Raw genomic sequence first — 15,298 nt, 5'->3', positions numbered from 1 at the left:
CATGACACCTGCGCGGAAGGCGCGGAAGGCGAAGTCGGGGAAAGGCCAGGGGGAACCCCGAGCCGCCCGCGCCCGCGGGCGGCCCGGGACGCGGGAACACGGCGGCCCCGCACCCGCCATGGGCGGGTGCGGGGCCGGGAACGGGACGCGCCCGGTCAGCTCGCGAAGTCGAGCAGCTGCTGCGCCCGGCTGGGGTGCCGCAGCTTGGACAGCGACTGCTTCTCCAGCTGCCGGATCCGCTCGCGGGTCAGGCCCAGGTGCTTGCCGATCTCGTCGAGGGTCCGCGGCCGGCCGTCCATCAGCCCGAAGCGCAGCGACATGATGGTGGCCTCGCGGGGTTCGAGGTCCTCCAGGGCACGCCGCAGCTGGTCGGCCATGAGCTGGCGGTCGACCACCTCCGACGCCTCGGAGGCGTCGATGTCCTCGATGAGGTCGCCGATGCGGGTCTCGCCGTCCTCGCCGATGGTGGAGTCGAGGCTGATCGGCTGCCGGGTGACCCGCAGCAGCTCCTCGATCTGGGTCGGCGTCTTGTCGAGTTCGAGCGCCAGTTCCTCGGGCGTGGGCTCGCGGCCGAGGGTCTGGTGCATGTCGCGCTCAAGGCGGCTGACCTTGCTCAGGAGCTCCAGCACGTGCACCGGCAGCCGGATGGTCCGCGCGGAGTCGGCGAAACCGCGCTGGATCGCCTGGCGGATCCACCACATGGCGTAGGTGGAGAACTTGAAGCCCTTGGTGTAGTCGAACTTCTCGACCGCCCGGATGAGCCCCAGGTTGCCCTCCTGCACGACGTCGAGCAGGGACATGCCGCGGTCGCTGTACTTCTTGGCGACCGAGACCACCAGCCGCAGGTTGGCCTCCAGCATGTGCTGCTTGGCGCGGCGGCCGTCCTCGGCGATCTCGGTGAGGTCCTCGCGCTCGGCCTCGTCGAGGTCGGCGCCCGCCGCGTCCTCCAGCGTGCCGAGCCGGAACTCGGCGTACAGGCCCGCCTCGATGCGCTTGGCGAGGTCGACCTCCTCCTCGGCGGTCAGCAGCTGCCTGCGGCCGATGGCCTTGAGGTAGGTGTGGACGGAGTCGCCCATGGCTGGGGACTGGTCGTCGAGGTCGGCCTCTGCGACGTCCTGTTCCGACGGGGATTTGCCCTTCGCGGCCTTCGTGCCGGCGGGTGCCGGGGCCGTGGCGGTGTCGATGGCCTCCTCGATCGCGTCGTCCTCGGCGTCGGGGTCGACGGACTCGACTCCGGTGTCGTCGCCCCCATTGGCGAGACGCACCCCGGCATCGGTCAGTTCACGCAGGATGGAGCGGCCGTCCGCCGGGCTGATACCGGCCGCCGAGAACGCGGAGCGGAGCTCTGTAAGGGACAGGTGTCCCTGGGAGCGCCCCCGGGTGATCAGCTCGTCCAGAGCCGCGGACGCGGTGTCGCCGGCGTCGGCGGACTCGGCCACCGTGGGAGAAGTGGCTAGGGCAGTGCGCGACATGTTGGCACCTCCCTCCCTTCCAAGACGTCAGGCGCGTGGCGGGTAAGGAATCCGCCGTCTTGACGCGCCAATATGTCTAACGTGTCAGAGAGTCAAATGTTCCCGGTCTCGATTGGATATCGCCGGTCGTGGCCTAGATCACGACGGCTGAAGTGGCCGTCGGGTCGGTCGAGCGGGTATAGCGCGCCATCGGTGTGGGAGCGGTCCCGGCCGTGGTGGGCGGGCCGTCCGGGTCGTCGCGGCCGTGGTGGCGGCCCCGGCCCCGCCGCGTGGTCCGCACCGCCGGCCTCCTCCGCTGGATAGGGAATCGGACGCTCAGGTAGACGCCTGCGGCGGGGGAGAAGTTCCCTGATTCTCCCGATCGCTGCTCGCGCGTCCGGTTCCGGCCCGGGGCCGGAACCGGGGGAGCCGGTCAGGCCGGCCCGCGCAGCGCCGCGAGATCGGGCTTTCCGGAGGTCAGCAGCGGGATCCGCGCCCGGACCTCCAGTTCGTGGGGCGCGGCATAGGCCGGCAGGTCCGCGCGCACGCGGGCGCGCACCTCGGCCAGCGTGGGCGGGTGCGCGGGGTCGGCGGCGACCACCACGGCGGTCACCCGGTGGCCCCACTCGGCGTCGGGCCGGCCCACCACCACGGCCTCGGCCACCGACGGCAGGTCGCCCACCAGGGCGGCCACCTCGGAGGGGACCACTTTGTGGCCACCGGTGTTGATCAGGTCGTCGGCCCGGCCGCGCACGTGCAGCCGGCCGTCGGCGCCCAGGCGCCCCAGATCGCCGGTCCGGAACACGGGGTGGCCGGAAGCGGACGGGGACACCTGTGCGCGCGTGCGCTCCGCGTCGAGCCGGTACCCGGAGAACAGGACCGGCCCCGAGAGCAGGATGCGGCCGTCGCCGTCCACATCCGCCTCCACCCCGTTCAGCGGGACCCCGTCGTAGACGCAGCCGCCGCAGGTCTCGCTCATCCCGTAGGTGGTGACGACCCGTCCGCCGGCGGCGCGCGCGCGTGCCAGCAGCCGGGGCTCGGCGGCGGCCCCGCCGAGCACGATCACGCCGAACCGCGACAGGTCGGCGCCGGCGTCGAGCATCCGGCGCAGCTGCGTGGGGACCATCGACACGTGCGGGCGCCGCTCCTCGGCGGCGGCCATGGCGGCGGCCGGGTCGAAGTCCAGGAACAGCGGTTCGGATCCCGTGGCCAGCGCCCGGACGACCACCTGGAGCCCCGCGATGTGCGCGGTCGGCAGGACGCACAGCCACGCGTCACCGGGGCCGGCGCCCACGCGCTCCACCGAGGAGCGCGCGGAGTGCAGCAGAGCGGACGCCGACAGCTCCACCCCCTTGGGGGTCCCCGTGGAGCCCGAGGTCGCGATGGTGACGGCGGTGTCCTCCCCGGTCGCGGCGGGATCGGGCAGGGCGGCGGTGCCCTCGGGGGTGCGCAGGGCGTCCGGGCGCAGCGCGGCGAGCAGGGCGCGGACCCGGGGGGCGGGGGTTCCGGGGTCGATCGGCAGCAGGGCGGGGCCGCGGCCGTCGAGGGCCGCGGACACGAGGGCGGTGAGGTGCGCGGGCTCCAGGCCCATCACCGCGTGCAAGGGACGGTTGACCACGTCGACCAAGGTTAACGGGGTGCGGTGCGCCCCGTCCCTCCCGAGGGCCGGCTCCGCGCCGCCGGGGTCCCCGCCGCCGCCCCGGGCCGGGCCCACCCGCCGGTTCGCGGTGGTGGAGGACCCGCCGCGCCGCGCGGACGTGTGCGGACCGCTGTTCGGCCGGGGAGGGAGGGGCCACTAGAGTTGGCGACCGGACAGAGCGGGCATCCCGGCCGGTGGGCGGGGCCCGGCCGGCAGGGTGAGGAGAGAGCCGAATCGTGAGCGACGTCGAATGGCAGCGGTCGGGCGAGTACAGCGACATCATCTATGAGACCGCTGAGGGCATCGCCAAGATCACGATCAACCGCCCCGAGCGCCACAACGCCTTCCGCCCGCAGACGCTGTTCGAGCTCCAAGAGGCGTTCAACCTCGCCCGCGACGACTCCGAGGTCGGGGTCGTCATCTTCACCGGGGCCGGCGACAAGGCGTTCTGCTCGGGCGGCGACCAGAAGATCCGCGGCGACGACGGCTACATGGGCGACGACGCGGTGGCCCGCCAGGGCATCGGCCGGCTCAACGTCCTCGACCTCCAGGTGCAGATCCGCCGCCTGCCCAAGCCCGTGATCTGCATGGTCGCCGGCTGGTCCATCGGCGGCGGCAACGTGCTCCAGGTGTGCTGCGACCTCACCATCGCCGCCGACAACGCCCGGTTCGGCCAGACCGGCCCCAAGGTCGGCTCGTTCGACGGCGGCTACGGCTCCTGGCTGCTCGCGCAGACCGTCGGCCTGAAGAAGGCCCGCGAGATCTGGTACCTGTGCCGCCAGTACGACGCCCAGGAGGCGCTGGACATGGGCATGGTCAACACCGTGGTCCCGCTGGAGCGGCTGGAGGAGGAGACGGTCGCCTGGGCGCGGGAGATGCTGGAGAAGTCCCCGCTGGCGCTGCGCATGGTCAAGGGCGCCATCAACGCCGTCAGCGACGGCGCGGCGGGCATGCAGCAGTTCGCCGGCGATGCCACGATGCTCTACTACATGAGCGAGGAGGCCCAGGAGGGCCGCGACGCCTTCAAGGAGAAGCGCCGCCCCGAGTTCGACCGGTTCCCGCGGCGCCCGTAGGGGCCGTCGAGACGCCGGTGCCCCGCCGCGACGGCCGCGGCGGGGCGGGAACGGGGAAGTGGGTTGACGATGGACGAGGCCGCCGCGGGGCGCGCCTTCGCGATACCGATGCGGACGCGGTTCCGCGGTGTCACCGCGCGTGAAGGGCTGCTGGTGCGCGGCGCGGCCGGCTGGGGCGAGTTCTCGCCCTTCCCGGAGTACGGGCCGCGCGAATGCGCCCGCTGGTGGGCGGCCTGCCGCGAGGCGGCGGAGGAGGGCTGGCCGGCCCCGGTACGCGACCGCGTCCCGGTCAACGCCACCGTCCCGGCCGTCGGCCCGGAGGAGGCGGCGCGCATCGTCGCCGCGTCCGGCTGCGGCACGGCCAAGGTCAAGGTCGCCGAGGCCGGGCAGGACCCGGCCGAGGACATCGCCCGGGTCGAGGCGGTCCGCGACGCCATCGGGCAGGGCGGCAGGGTCCGCATCGACGCCAACGGCGGCTGGGACGTCGCCGCGGCGCTGCGCATGCTCCGCGAACTGCGCGGGTTCGACCTGGAATACGTCGAGCAGCCCTGCCCCACCCTGGAGGAGCTGGCCGAGGTGCGCCGCCGCGGGGGTGTCCCGGTGGCCGCCGACGAGTCCGTCCGCCGCGCCGAGGACCCGCTCAAGGTGCGGGCGGCCGGGGCGGCCGACATCGTCGTACTCAAGGTCCAGCCGCTGGGCGGGGTGCGGGCCGCACTGCGCGTGGCCGAGGCGTGCGGGCTTCCGGTCGTGGTCTCCAGCGCCGTGGAGACCTCCGTGGGGCTGGCGGCCGGGGTGGCGCTCGCCGCGGCGCTGCCGGACCTGGACCACGCCTGCGGCCTGGGCACCGCGCGGCTGCTCGCGGCCGATGTCACCGCCGACCCGCTGCTGCCGGAGGGCGGCTACCTGCCGGTGCGCCCGGTGCGGGTGGACGAGGAGCGGCTGCGCGCGGTCGAGATCGACCCGGCCACCTGGCGGGAGCGGCTGCGCCTGGCGCGCGCGGAATTCCCGGCGGGCGATTCCGCCGGGGGCGCCGGCGGCCCGACCGCACGTCAGAGCGGGCCCGATGAGGGGTCGCACATGGCGCAGAGCGGTCGAAATGACGGTTTCTCCGGAGGAGACCGCTTCCGGGCGTGATACTGGGTAGCAGTGGGACGGGCGGGGGAGCGCCCGATCCGGACGGCACCGTGGCCGGTCTCGCGGCCGGGGGAGGGACGGATACCGTTGCACCACGCGTTGCAGCGGTCGGGGCCGGGTAGGTCAGCGGACATTCGGCCCGGGGCACCACGGCGTGTCCGGGGCAGGAGCGGAGACGGCCGCCGCCGGGCCGCGGGGGCGTCGGCGGCCCTACGGCCGAACCCGCCGTATCCGCTCCACACATGACGAATTAGAGAGTATGCATGAACCCGTCTACCGCCCTGGCGCGTGTCCTCGTCGATGAACTGGCCCGGTGCGGGCTCGCCGAGGCCGTCATCGCGCCGGGGTCGCGTTCCACGCCCCTGGCGCTCGCCCTCGTCGCCCACCCCCGTATCCGTTCGCACGTGCGGATCGACGAGCGCTCCGCGTCGTTCCTGGCCCTGGGCCTGGCCCGCGCCTCGCGCCGGGCGGTCGCACTGGTGTGCACGTCGGGCACCGCCGCCGCGAACTTCCACCCGGCCGTCCTGGAGGCGGAGCAGAGCGGCGTGCCGCTGCTGGTGCTCACCGCGGACCGCCCGCCCGAACTGCGCGGGACCGGTGCCAACCAGACCGTCGACCAGATCGAGCTGTTCGGCACCGCGGTGCGGATGTTCACCGAGGTCGGCGTGGCCGATCCGGTGCCGGGCATGGTGGCCTACTGGCGGTCCCTGGCCTGTCGCGCCTGGGCGGCCACCGGCCCGCAGCGGCCGGGCCCGGTCCACCTCAACCTCGCCTTCCGCGACCCGCTCGTGCCCGACGAAGGGGCCGCGGCGGAGCGCGCCTGGCCCGAGCCGCTGGAGGGCCGTGCGGGCGGCAGACCCTGGATCGCCGTCCCGGGGCGGTGCCCCGAGCCCGAGCCGCTGTCCCTCCCGCCGGTCGAGCGCGGGGTCATCGTGTGCGGCGACGGCGACTACGACCCCGTCCCCTACCTCGCGCTGTCCCTGCGGACCGGCTGGCCGCTGCTCGCCGAGCCCACCTCCAACGCCCGCAGGGCCGACGCGATCTCGACCTACCGGCAGCTCCTGGCCGTGCCGGAGTTCGTCGACCGGCACGAACCCGACCTGGTCGTCAGCGTCGGGCGCCCGGGGCTCTCGCGGCAGATGTCGGCCTACCTGCGGCGCGCGCGCCGCCATGTCGTCGTGGCCGACCCGCTCTCCTTCGCCGATCCGGTGCGCACCGCCACCGAGGTCGTTCCCGCGGTGGCGGCCCACCCCGATGCCGTCCCGGACACCGCGTGGTCGCGCTCGTGGCAGCGGGCCGAGGCCGCGGCCCGCACGGCCGTGGACGCGCTGCTCGACGGCGAGGAGGCGCTGAGCGAGCCGCGCCTGGCCCGCGACCTCGCCGGCCACCTGGCCAACGGCTCGCTGCTGTTCGCCGGGTCGAGCATGCCCATCCGCGACCTGGACGCGGCGATGTCCGCCCGGTGCGGGGCGCGGATCATCGGCAACCGGGGGGTCAGCGGGATCGACGGCACCGTCTCCACCGCCATCGGCGCCGCCCTCGCCCACCAGAGCGACGGCGGCGGGAGCGCCTACGCCCTGATCGGCGACCTGGCGATGCTCCACGACCAGAACGGGCTGGTGATCGGCCCGGGCGAGCCGCGGCCGGACCTGGTGCTCGTGGTGGTCAACAACGACGGCGGCGGCATCTTCTCCGGCCTGGAGCAGGCGGGCCACCCCGACTTCGAACGCGTCTTCGGTACCCCGCACGGGGTGTCGATGGAGCGCGTGGCGGCCGTGGCCGACCTCCCCTACACACGCCTGGAATGGGCCACCGACCTGCCGAAGGCCGTGCTGGGCGAGGGGCTGCGCATCGTCGAGGTCTGCACCGGCCGCCCCGCCTCCGCGCAGCTGCGCCGCGCCCTCCAGGACACCGTGACCCGGGCCATCGCGGACGGGGGCGCCTGAGCCCGCGGCCCGCGGGGGACCCCGGATCCCGCGGGCGCACGCGCGCCGCGGATACTGGGGCCATGGCCGAGCTGCTGCACCTGACCGAACTGGAGCGCTGGCGCGACGGGGACGGCGACGTCACCGCCGCGTCGCTGGCCACCGAGGGCTTCGTGCACGCCTCGCCCGACGAGGCGACGCTGCTCGCCGTCGCCGGCCGCTTCTACGCCGACACGGCGGCCGACCTGGTCGTGCTCGTGATCGACGCCGACCTCCTCGGCGCCGAGGTGCGCTGGGAGGCCGCCGCCCCGTCCCCGCCGCCCGGTGTCCCCGCCGGCACGCTCTTCCCGCACATCTACGGCCCCATCCCCCGCGCCGCCGTCATCGGCACCGCCACCCTGCGCCGCGGCCCGGACGGGGTCTACACGGGGCTGGAGCCGGTGGACGGGGCCCGGCGGGACGACGGGCCGCTCAGCCGACGATGACGACCTCGAGGGTGCGGGGGCCGTGGACGCCCTCGACCCGGTCGAGTTCGATGTCGCTGGTCGCCGACGGGCCGCTGATCCAGGTGAGGGGGCGGCGGGGGTCCAGGCGCGGAAGGGCCTGGGGGACCCCTTCGACCACCTGGTCGGTGCGGACCACGCAGATGTGCAGGTCGGGGACGAGGGTCAGGGCCCGCCGGCCCTGCGCGGTCCCGGTGTCCAGGACGATGGTGCCGGTCTCCGCGATCGCGACCGCGCATCCGGTCACCACGCCGTCGACCGCGTCGAGGTCGCGGACCGCCAGCCCGTCGTCGCGGACCACGGCCGCCGCGGTGGCGGAGAACCACCCCTCGGGCGCGTCGGGGGGCGCGGCGACCCGGTGCGCCGACCGGCGCTCCAGCGCCGCCGCGATCGCCCCGGGCAGCCCGTCGGCACCGACCCGGCTGACGGTCGCCCTGTAGTCCTCCAGGCGGTCCACGAGCAGCCCGATCGGCTCGCCCTGCCCGTGGGAGGCGGCGTAGTCGCGCGGGACGGGGACGTCGTCCGGCCGCTCGTCGCGGGGGACGTCGCCCAGCGCCGAGCGCACCCGGCGCAGGACCTTGTCGCGCGATCCGCTCATCGGGGGCCCTCCTGTTCTCCCCTGCCGGTATCCCGGGAGCGCCACCAGGAGCGGAAGGACGCTTCGGGGATCTCGGGGACGTCGCGGGTGTCGGTCCAGGCCGCGCCCGGGCCGGGCAGGTGGCGGGGGACCAGGGAGCGCGCCGAGGACGCCGCGCGCTGGGCCAGGTCCAGCCGGCGCCGGTCGCCGAGCACCCACCCGGCGGCACCCATGGCCGCCTTCTCGGCGCGGTGCCCCGGGCCGCCCGCGACCTCCTCCCGCAGGTGCACCAGCACCTCGGGGATGTCGATGGCGACCGGGCACACCTCGTAGCACGCCCCGCACAGCGACGACGCGAAGGGCAGCGCCGCGTCCACCTCCGAGGCGGTGCCGCGCAGCTGCGGGGTGAGGATCGCCCCGATCGGCCCGGGGTAGACCGACCCGTAGGCGTGGCCGCCGGTGCGCTCGTAGACCGGGCAGATGTTCAGGCAGGCCGAGCAGCGGATGCAGCGCAGGGCCTGGCGGCCGACGGTGTCGGCGAGGACGTCGGTGCGCCCGTTGTCGAGCAGGACCACGTGCACGTTCTGCGGGCCGTCGCCGGGCGTCACCCCCGTCCACACCGACGTGTAGGGGTTCATCCGCTCCCCGGTGGAGGACCGCGGCAGGAGCTGGAGGAAGACCTCCAGGTCCGCCCAGGTCGGGATGGTCTTCTCGATGCCCACCACGGAGATCAGGGTCTCGGGCAGCGTCAGGCACATGCGCCCGTTGCCCTCGGACTCCAGCACCACCAAGGAGCCGGTCTCGGCCACCGCGAAGTTCGCGCCGGAGACCGCCACCTTGGTGCGCAGGAACCGCTCGCGCAGGTGCACCCGCGCGGCCTCGGCCAGGGCGCGGGGGTCGTCGCCCAGACCTTCGGGCGCGGGCACGCCCCAGTCGGCCATGCGGTCGCGGAAGATCTCCCGGATCTCCGCCCGGTTGCGGTGGATGGCCGGCACCAGGATGTGCGAGGGGAGGTCGTCGCTGAGCTGGACGATCAGCTCGGCCAGGTCGGTCTCGTAGGCGGTGATGCCCGCCTCCTCCAGCGCCTGGTTGAGCTCGATCTCCTGGGTGGCCATCGACTTGACCTTGACGACGTCGCGCTCGCCGGTCGCGCGGACCAGGTCGGTGACGATGCGGTTGGCCTCGGCGGCGTCGGCGGCCCAGTGGACGTGCCCGCCCGCCGCGGTGATCGCCTCTTCCAGCCGCTCCAGGTGGACGTCCAGGTGGCGCAGGGTCCGGTCCTTGATGGCGGCTCCCGCGGCGCGCAGCCGCGCCCAGTCGTCCAGCTCGCCCACGACCACGCCCCGCTTGTCGCGGATCGTGTGCGTGGCCTTGCGCAGGTTGTGCCGCAGCTGGGCGTCGCCGGTGGCGGCGCGGGCGGCGGCGGGGAACGCGGGCATCCCGACGAAGGTGCTGCTCATATGGCGGCGGGCTCCTGTTCGGTCGAGGCGAGGATCTCGGCGAGGTGGACCGCCTTCACGCCGGAGCGGGCGCGGTCGAGGGTCCCGCCGATGTGCATGAGGCAGGAGTTGTCGACGGCGCACAAGACCTCGGCGCCGGTCGCGGCGACGTTGCGCGCCTTGTCGGCCCCCATGGCCGCCGACACGTCGGGGTTCTTCACCGCGAAGGTGCCGCCGAACCCGCAGCACTCGCGCTCGCCGGCCAGCTCCACCAGCTCCAGGCCGCGCACGGCGCGCAGCAGCCGGTAGGGCCGGTCGCCCAGCTTGAGCAGCCGCAGCCCGTGGCAGGTGGGGTGGTAGGTGACGGTGTGCGGGAAGTAGGCGCCGACGTCGGTCACCCCCAGGACGTCCACCAGCAGCTCCGAGAGGTCGTACACGCGCGGGGCGACGCGGTCGGCGGCGCGGGCCAGGCGGCTGCCCGGCGCGCCCAGGCGCGGGTAGTTGTCGCGGACCATCGCCGCGCACGACCCCGAGGGGGCCAGGACGGCGTCGGCGTCGGCGAAGGTCTCCACGAACCCGACCGCGAGCCGCTGGGCGTCGCGCCGGTAGCCGGTGTTGTAGTGCATCTGGCCGCAGCAGGTCTGCTCCTCGGGGAACACGACCTCGTGCCCCAGCCGCTCCAGCAGCCGTACCACCGCGCGCCCGGTGCCGGGGAACAGGGTGTCGTTGACGCAGGTGATGAACAACGCGATCCGCATGCGCTCCCTCGATCCCGGCGCGGCCGGTGGCGGCCGAGCCGGACGTGTGTGCCCGGTTCCCGGGAGAGGGGCCCGCGACCGACTCTAGGGCCGGGCGCGGCGTTCCCCGGGGAGGCGGCCGGGTGTGGCGGTGCCGGGGCGGTGTCGGCCGCCGCCGGCGCGCGTGTGCGCCCGTCCGCCCTAGGGGCGGTGGTCTGATGACTCGTCGTTCGAATGCGCTTTCCCATCGGAAGGGACGGCCTGATCGGGTCAGATTACGGTAATTGGTCCGATCACTTTTACGCGGCGGGCGGGCGGGGTGTCAAGATGGTGGGCGTGGCCGGCCGTCGCCCCGGCCGCGTCCCCGAGAGCGAACGGAAGGAGCCCGCGTGACCATGCCCGACACCGCCGCTGCGGCGCCCGCGCCGGGGCGCATGCCGGTGACCCAGCGGGCGATCGAGCGGATCAAGGCCCGTATCGCCGACGGCACCCTGCGCCCCGGCGACCGACTGCCCACGGAGCGCGACCTGTCGGCCGACCTGGGCGTGTCCCGCAGCTCCATGCGCGAGGCCATCCGCGCGCTGACCACGCTCGGCGTGCTGGAGGCGCGCCACGGCGCCGGCGTCTACGTGACCGCCCTGCGCCCCGGCGACCTGCTGGAGGCCTTCTCCGTCCTGGCCGAGGTCTCCCAGGGCGAGACCCTGGTCGAGGTCCTCCAGGTGCGCCGGATGCTGGAGCCGGCCGCCACCGCCCTGGCCGCCGCCCGCGCCGACGACGACCAGCTCCGGCGCCTGGGCGCGCTGGTCGACCGCATCGGCTCCGGCGACGAGGGCGACACGGTCTCCGCCGACCTCACCTTCCACCAGGCCATCGTCGAGATCACCGGGAACGCCACCCTGGCCGCCATCAACAACGGCCTGTCCTCGCGGACCTTCAACGCCCGGGTCTGGCGCGGCCACCGCGAGGCCGGCCTGGCGGCGCGGCTGCGGGAGGACCACGCGCGGATCCACCGCGCCCTCCTGGCCCGCGACCCCGATGCCGCCCGCGCCGCCGCCACCATGCACGTCCTGGAGGTCGAGCGCTGGCTGCGCGCCGACCTGGACGCCCCGGCCGATCCCGGTTTCGCTCCCGAAGCCGCGCGGGACGGGCGGGGTGCGGGGTTAGGGTGAGGGGCATCCACCCGCTTTGCGACCCAGGAGACCCCAGCCGTGTCGGATCCTTTCGTCCACCTGCACGTCCACACCGAGTACTCGATGCTGGACGGTGCGGCCAAACTGAAGCCGCTGTTCGCCGAGGCGAAGCGGCTGGGGATGCCCGCCGTGGCGATGACCGACCACGGGAACATGTTCGGGGCCTATGAGTTCTGGCAGCAGTCCAAGGGGACCGGGGTCAAGCCGATCATCGGGATCGAGGCCTATGTCGCCCCCGGGTCGCGCTTCCACAAGAAGCGGATGAAGTGGGGCCAGGCGCGCGACGCCGACGGCGACTCCGCCGAGGGCGGCAAGGACATCTCGGGCGGCGGCCGGTACCTGCACATGACCATGTGGGCCCGCAACGCCCAGGGGCTGCGCAACCTGTTCCGCATGTCGTCCCTGGCCTCGTTCGAGGGCTACTACATGAAGCCCCGCATGGACCTGGACCTGATGGCGGAGCACTCCGACGGCGTCATCGTCTCCACCGGCTGCCCCTCCGGCGGCGTGCAGACCCGGCTGCGGCTGGGCCAGGAGCAGGAGGCCGTCGACTACGCCGGCCGCCTCGTGGACATCTTCGGCCGCGACAACGTCCTGCTGGAGCTGATGGAGCACGGGGTGCCCATCGAGCGCGAGGTCCGCGACGGCCTGCTGCGGGTGGGCAAGAAGGTGGGCCTGCGGCCCCTGGTCACCAATGACTCCCACTACGTCACCGAGGACCAGGCCGAGGCGCACGACGCGCTGCTCGCGGTCGGCGTCGGCAAGAACCTCGACGACCCCAACCGGTTCAAGTTCAACGGGTCGGGCTACTACGTCAAGACCGCCGACGAGATGCGGGCCCTGCTGTCCCTGGACGAGTGGGCCGAGGGCTGCAAGAACACCCTGTGGGTGGCCGAGCAGGTCGAAGAGGGCTGCTACGACGAGGTGTTCGCCCACCGCGAACTCATGCCCGAGTTCCCCGTCCCCGAGGGCGAGTCGCAGTCGTCGTGGCTGCGCAAGGAGGTCGTGCGCCTCACGCCCACCCGCTACCCCGACGGCGCCTCCGACGAGGTCCAGCGCCGCATCGACTACGAGCTGTCCATCATCGAGGAGATGGGCTTTCCCGCCTACTTCCTCGTGGTCTCCGACATCTGCCAGCACGCCCGCAAGAACGCGATCGCCCTGGGCCCGGGCCGCGGGTCGGCGGCCGGCTCGATGGTCGCCTACGTCCTGGGGATCACCGATCTGGACCCGGTCTACCACGGCCTGCTGTTCGAGCGGTTCCTCAACCCCGAGCGCGTCTCCATGCCCGATGTCGACCTGGACTTCGACGAGCGCAAGCGCGGTGACATGATCCGCTACGTCACCGACCTCTACGGCGACGAGCGCGTCTCCCAGATCCTCACCTTCGGCACCATCAAGGCCAAGGCCGCGGTGAAGGACTCCACCCGCATCCTCGGGCTGCCCTACGCCATCGGCGACAAGATCACCAAGGCGTTCCCGCCGGCCGCGGGCGGCAAGGAGATCCCCCTCGGCGCGATCTACGACGAGTCCCAGGAGCGCTACAGCGAGGCATCCGAGCTCCGCCAGATGCAGGAGAACGACCCCGAGACCCGCCGGGTCCTGGAGACCGCGCGCGGCATCGAGGGCCTGACCCGCGGCACCGGCGTCCACGCGGCCGGGGTGATCCTGTCCAAGGAGCCGCTGCTCGACGTCATCCCGCTGCACAAGCGCGACACCGACGGCGCCATCATCACCGGGTTCCCCTACCCTCAGTGCGAGGAGATGGGGCTGCTCAAGATGGACTTCCTGGGCCTGCGCAACCTCACGATCATCGACGACGCCATCCAGAACGTGAAGTCCAACGAGGGCGTCGACATCGACTGGTCGACCATCGGCGACGACGACAAGAAGACCTACGAGCTGCTGGCGCGCGGCGACACCCTGGGCGTGTTCCAGCTCGACGGCACGGCCATGCGCGCCCTGCTGCGGCGGATGCAGCCCACCGCGTTCTCCGACATCACCGCCGTCAACGCGCTGTACCGGCCCGGCCCGATGGCCGCCAACGCCCACAACGACTACGCCGACCGCTCCAACGGGCGCCAGGAGATCACGCCCATCCACCCCGAGCTCGGCGAGGCGCTGGACCCGATCCTCAAGGAGACCTACCACGTCCTGGTCTACCAGGAGCAGATCATGGCGATCGCCCAGCAGCTCGCCGGCTACAGCCTGGGCGGCGCCGACCTGATGCGCCGGGCCATGGGCAAGAAGAAGAAGGAGGCCCTGGAGAAGGAGTACGTGACCTTCCAGGCGGGCATGCTGGAGCGCGGGTTCTCCCAGGACGCGATCACCACGCTGTGGGAGGTCATGCTGCCCTTCTCCGGGTACGCGTTCAACAAGTCCCACGCCGCCGGCTACGCCATCCTCAGCTTCCGCACCGCCTACCTCAAGGCCAACCACCCCGCGTCCTACATGGCGGCGCTGCTCACCTCCGTGGGCGACGACAAGGACAAGATGGCGGTCTACCTCGCCGAGTGCCGCAAGATGGGCATCAAGGTGCTGCCGCCCGACGTCAACGAGTCGGGCCTGCGCTTCACAGCTGTGGGCCGCGACGTCCGCTTCGGGCTGGGGGCGGTCCGCAACGTCGGTGTCAACGTGGTCGACTCGATCGTGCGGACCCGCGCCGAGAAGGGCAAGTTCGCGAGCTTCGTGGACTTCCTCTCCAAGATCGAGCTGGCCGCCTGCAACAAGCGCGTCGTCGAGTCGCTGATCAAGGCCGGCGGGTTCGACTCGCTGGGCCAGCCCCGCATGGACCTCGTCACCCACCACGAGACCGCGGTCGACGCGATGATCGGCGCCAAGAAGCAGGAGGCCAACGGCCAGTTCGACCTGTTCGGCGGGGGCGACGAGAGCGAGGAGCCCGCGGCGCCCATCGGCCTGGACATCGCCTGGAACAACGACCGGGAGTGGGACCGCAAGACCAAGCTCGCCCTGGAGCGCGAGATGCTCGGCCTCTACGTCTCCAGCCACCCGCTGGCCGGGGCCGAGCGCATCCTGGCCCGCAACCGCGACACCTCCATCCTGGAGATCGTCAACGGCGAGCGCCGGCACATGAGCGAGGTCCGCATCGCCGGGCTCATCTCCTCGGTCGAGCGGCGCGTCAGCAAGACCGGCAACCAGTGGGCCAAGCTCGTCATCGAGGACCTCGACGGCTCGACGGAGGCGCTGTTCTTCTCCGAGTCCTACACCCTCTACTCCACGGTGTTCGCCGCCGACACCGCGGTGTCCATCAAGGGCAAGGTCAAGGAGCGCGAGGGCGAGTACTCCATCCAGGCCAACGAGATGTCCCTGCTGGACATCGCGCACGTATCGGAGGGGCCCGCGCCGGTGCTGCTGCGCGTGCAGACCCAGCGCCTCGACGCCGAGCTCGTCGACGAGCTCAAGCGCGTGCTCCAGACCCACCGCGGGGACACGCCGGTGACCCTGCGCGCCGAGCACCCGGTCCAGTCCCGGATCTACGAGCTGCCGGACTATTCGGTGGAGATGACCCCGGCGTTCTCCGGCGACGTCAAGTCGCTGCTGGGCGCCGATGCCATCACCTACTGACGGGGGGCGCGCGACGCCGCGGCGGCCGGCCCCGGGCGAAGGGCC

At 73.3% G+C, this 15,298-nt stretch carries 11 protein-coding genes; 6 read left to right on the top strand and 5 right to left on the bottom strand.

What is annotated here, in order from left to right:
* Positions 1-155 precede the first annotated feature (155 nt).
* Complete coding sequence (locus ACFO4E_RS20495; RefSeq protein WP_378577171.1) at positions 156-1,472, bottom strand: RNA polymerase sigma factor; 1,317 nt, start codon at positions 1,470-1,472, stop codon at positions 156-158.
* 412 nt (positions 1,473-1,884) lie between these two features.
* Complete coding sequence (locus tag ACFO4E_RS20490) at positions 1,885-3,042, bottom strand: AMP-binding protein (protein WP_378577271.1); 1,158 nt, start codon at positions 3,040-3,042, stop codon at positions 1,885-1,887.
* 281 nt (positions 3,043-3,323) lie between these two features.
* Between ACFO4E_RS20490 and menB the strand changes: the two genes are divergently transcribed.
* The 4 genes from menB to ACFO4E_RS20470 all read left to right on the top strand — a co-directional run bounded on the left by menB (position 3,324) and on the right by ACFO4E_RS20470 (position 7,707).
* Positions 3,324-4,163: a 1,4-dihydroxy-2-naphthoyl-CoA synthase gene (gene menB, locus ACFO4E_RS20485; RefSeq protein ID WP_378577269.1), complete on the top strand. Its 840-nt coding sequence runs from the start codon at positions 3,324-3,326 to the stop codon at positions 4,161-4,163.
* 69 nt (positions 4,164-4,232) lie between these two features.
* On the top strand, positions 4,233-5,297 hold the full coding sequence (locus ACFO4E_RS20480) for an o-succinylbenzoate synthase (RefSeq protein WP_378577267.1): 1,065 nt from the start codon (positions 4,233-4,235) through the stop codon (positions 5,295-5,297).
* A 263-nt stretch (positions 5,298-5,560) separates the two neighbouring features.
* Positions 5,561-7,243, top strand: a complete 1,683-nt coding sequence (menD, locus tag ACFO4E_RS20475) for a 2-succinyl-5-enolpyruvyl-6-hydroxy-3-cyclohexene-1-carboxylic-acid synthase (RefSeq protein ID WP_378577169.1) — start codon at positions 5,561-5,563, stop codon at positions 7,241-7,243.
* A 62-nt stretch (positions 7,244-7,305) separates the two neighbouring features.
* Positions 7,306-7,707: a DUF952 domain-containing protein gene (locus tag ACFO4E_RS20470; RefSeq protein ID WP_378577167.1), complete on the top strand. Its 402-nt coding sequence runs from the start codon at positions 7,306-7,308 to the stop codon at positions 7,705-7,707.
* On the opposite strand, the gene ACFO4E_RS20465 is transcribed toward ACFO4E_RS20470, so the two are convergent.
* The 3 genes from ACFO4E_RS20465 to ACFO4E_RS20455 are packed head-to-tail and all read right to left on the bottom strand — an operon-like array spanning position 7,694 to position 10,499.
* Positions 7,694-8,323: a LutC/YkgG family protein gene (locus ACFO4E_RS20465; RefSeq protein ID WP_378577165.1), complete on the bottom strand. Its 630-nt coding sequence runs from the start codon at positions 8,321-8,323 to the stop codon at positions 7,694-7,696. The genes ACFO4E_RS20470 and ACFO4E_RS20465 overlap by 14 nt on opposite strands.
* Positions 8,320-9,762 (bottom strand): lactate utilization protein B, encoded by a 1,443-nt coding sequence (locus tag ACFO4E_RS20460; protein WP_378577163.1) that lies wholly within the window; start codon positions 9,760-9,762, stop codon positions 8,320-8,322. The genes ACFO4E_RS20465 and ACFO4E_RS20460 overlap by 4 nt, the downstream gene beginning before the upstream one ends.
* Positions 9,759-10,499 carry a (Fe-S)-binding protein gene (locus ACFO4E_RS20455; RefSeq protein WP_378577161.1) on the bottom strand — a complete coding sequence of 247 codons (741 nt, stop codon included), beginning with the start codon at positions 10,497-10,499 and terminating at the stop codon, positions 9,759-9,761. The genes ACFO4E_RS20460 and ACFO4E_RS20455 overlap by 4 nt, the downstream gene beginning before the upstream one ends.
* Positions 10,500-10,873: 374 nt before the next feature.
* Between ACFO4E_RS20455 and ACFO4E_RS20450 the strand changes: the two genes are divergently transcribed.
* The gene (locus tag ACFO4E_RS20450; protein ID WP_378577266.1) at positions 10,874-11,647 is read left to right on the top strand and encodes a FadR/GntR family transcriptional regulator; all 774 of its coding nucleotides are present in this window, start codon (positions 10,874-10,876) and stop codon (positions 11,645-11,647) included.
* A gap of 39 nt (positions 11,648-11,686) precedes the next feature.
* Positions 11,687-15,253: a DNA polymerase III subunit alpha gene (gene dnaE / locus ACFO4E_RS20445; protein WP_378577159.1), complete on the top strand. Its 3,567-nt coding sequence runs from the start codon at positions 11,687-11,689 to the stop codon at positions 15,251-15,253.
* Positions 15,254-15,298 lie beyond the last annotated feature (45 nt).

It is taken from the genome of Nocardiopsis mangrovi, assembly GCF_042653925.1.
GTDB lineage: Bacteria > Actinomycetota > Actinomycetes > Streptosporangiales > Streptosporangiaceae > Nocardiopsis_B > Nocardiopsis_B mangrovi.
The sequence above is the reverse complement of the archived record's forward strand: the minus strand, read 5'-3'. Positions and strand labels throughout refer to the sequence as shown.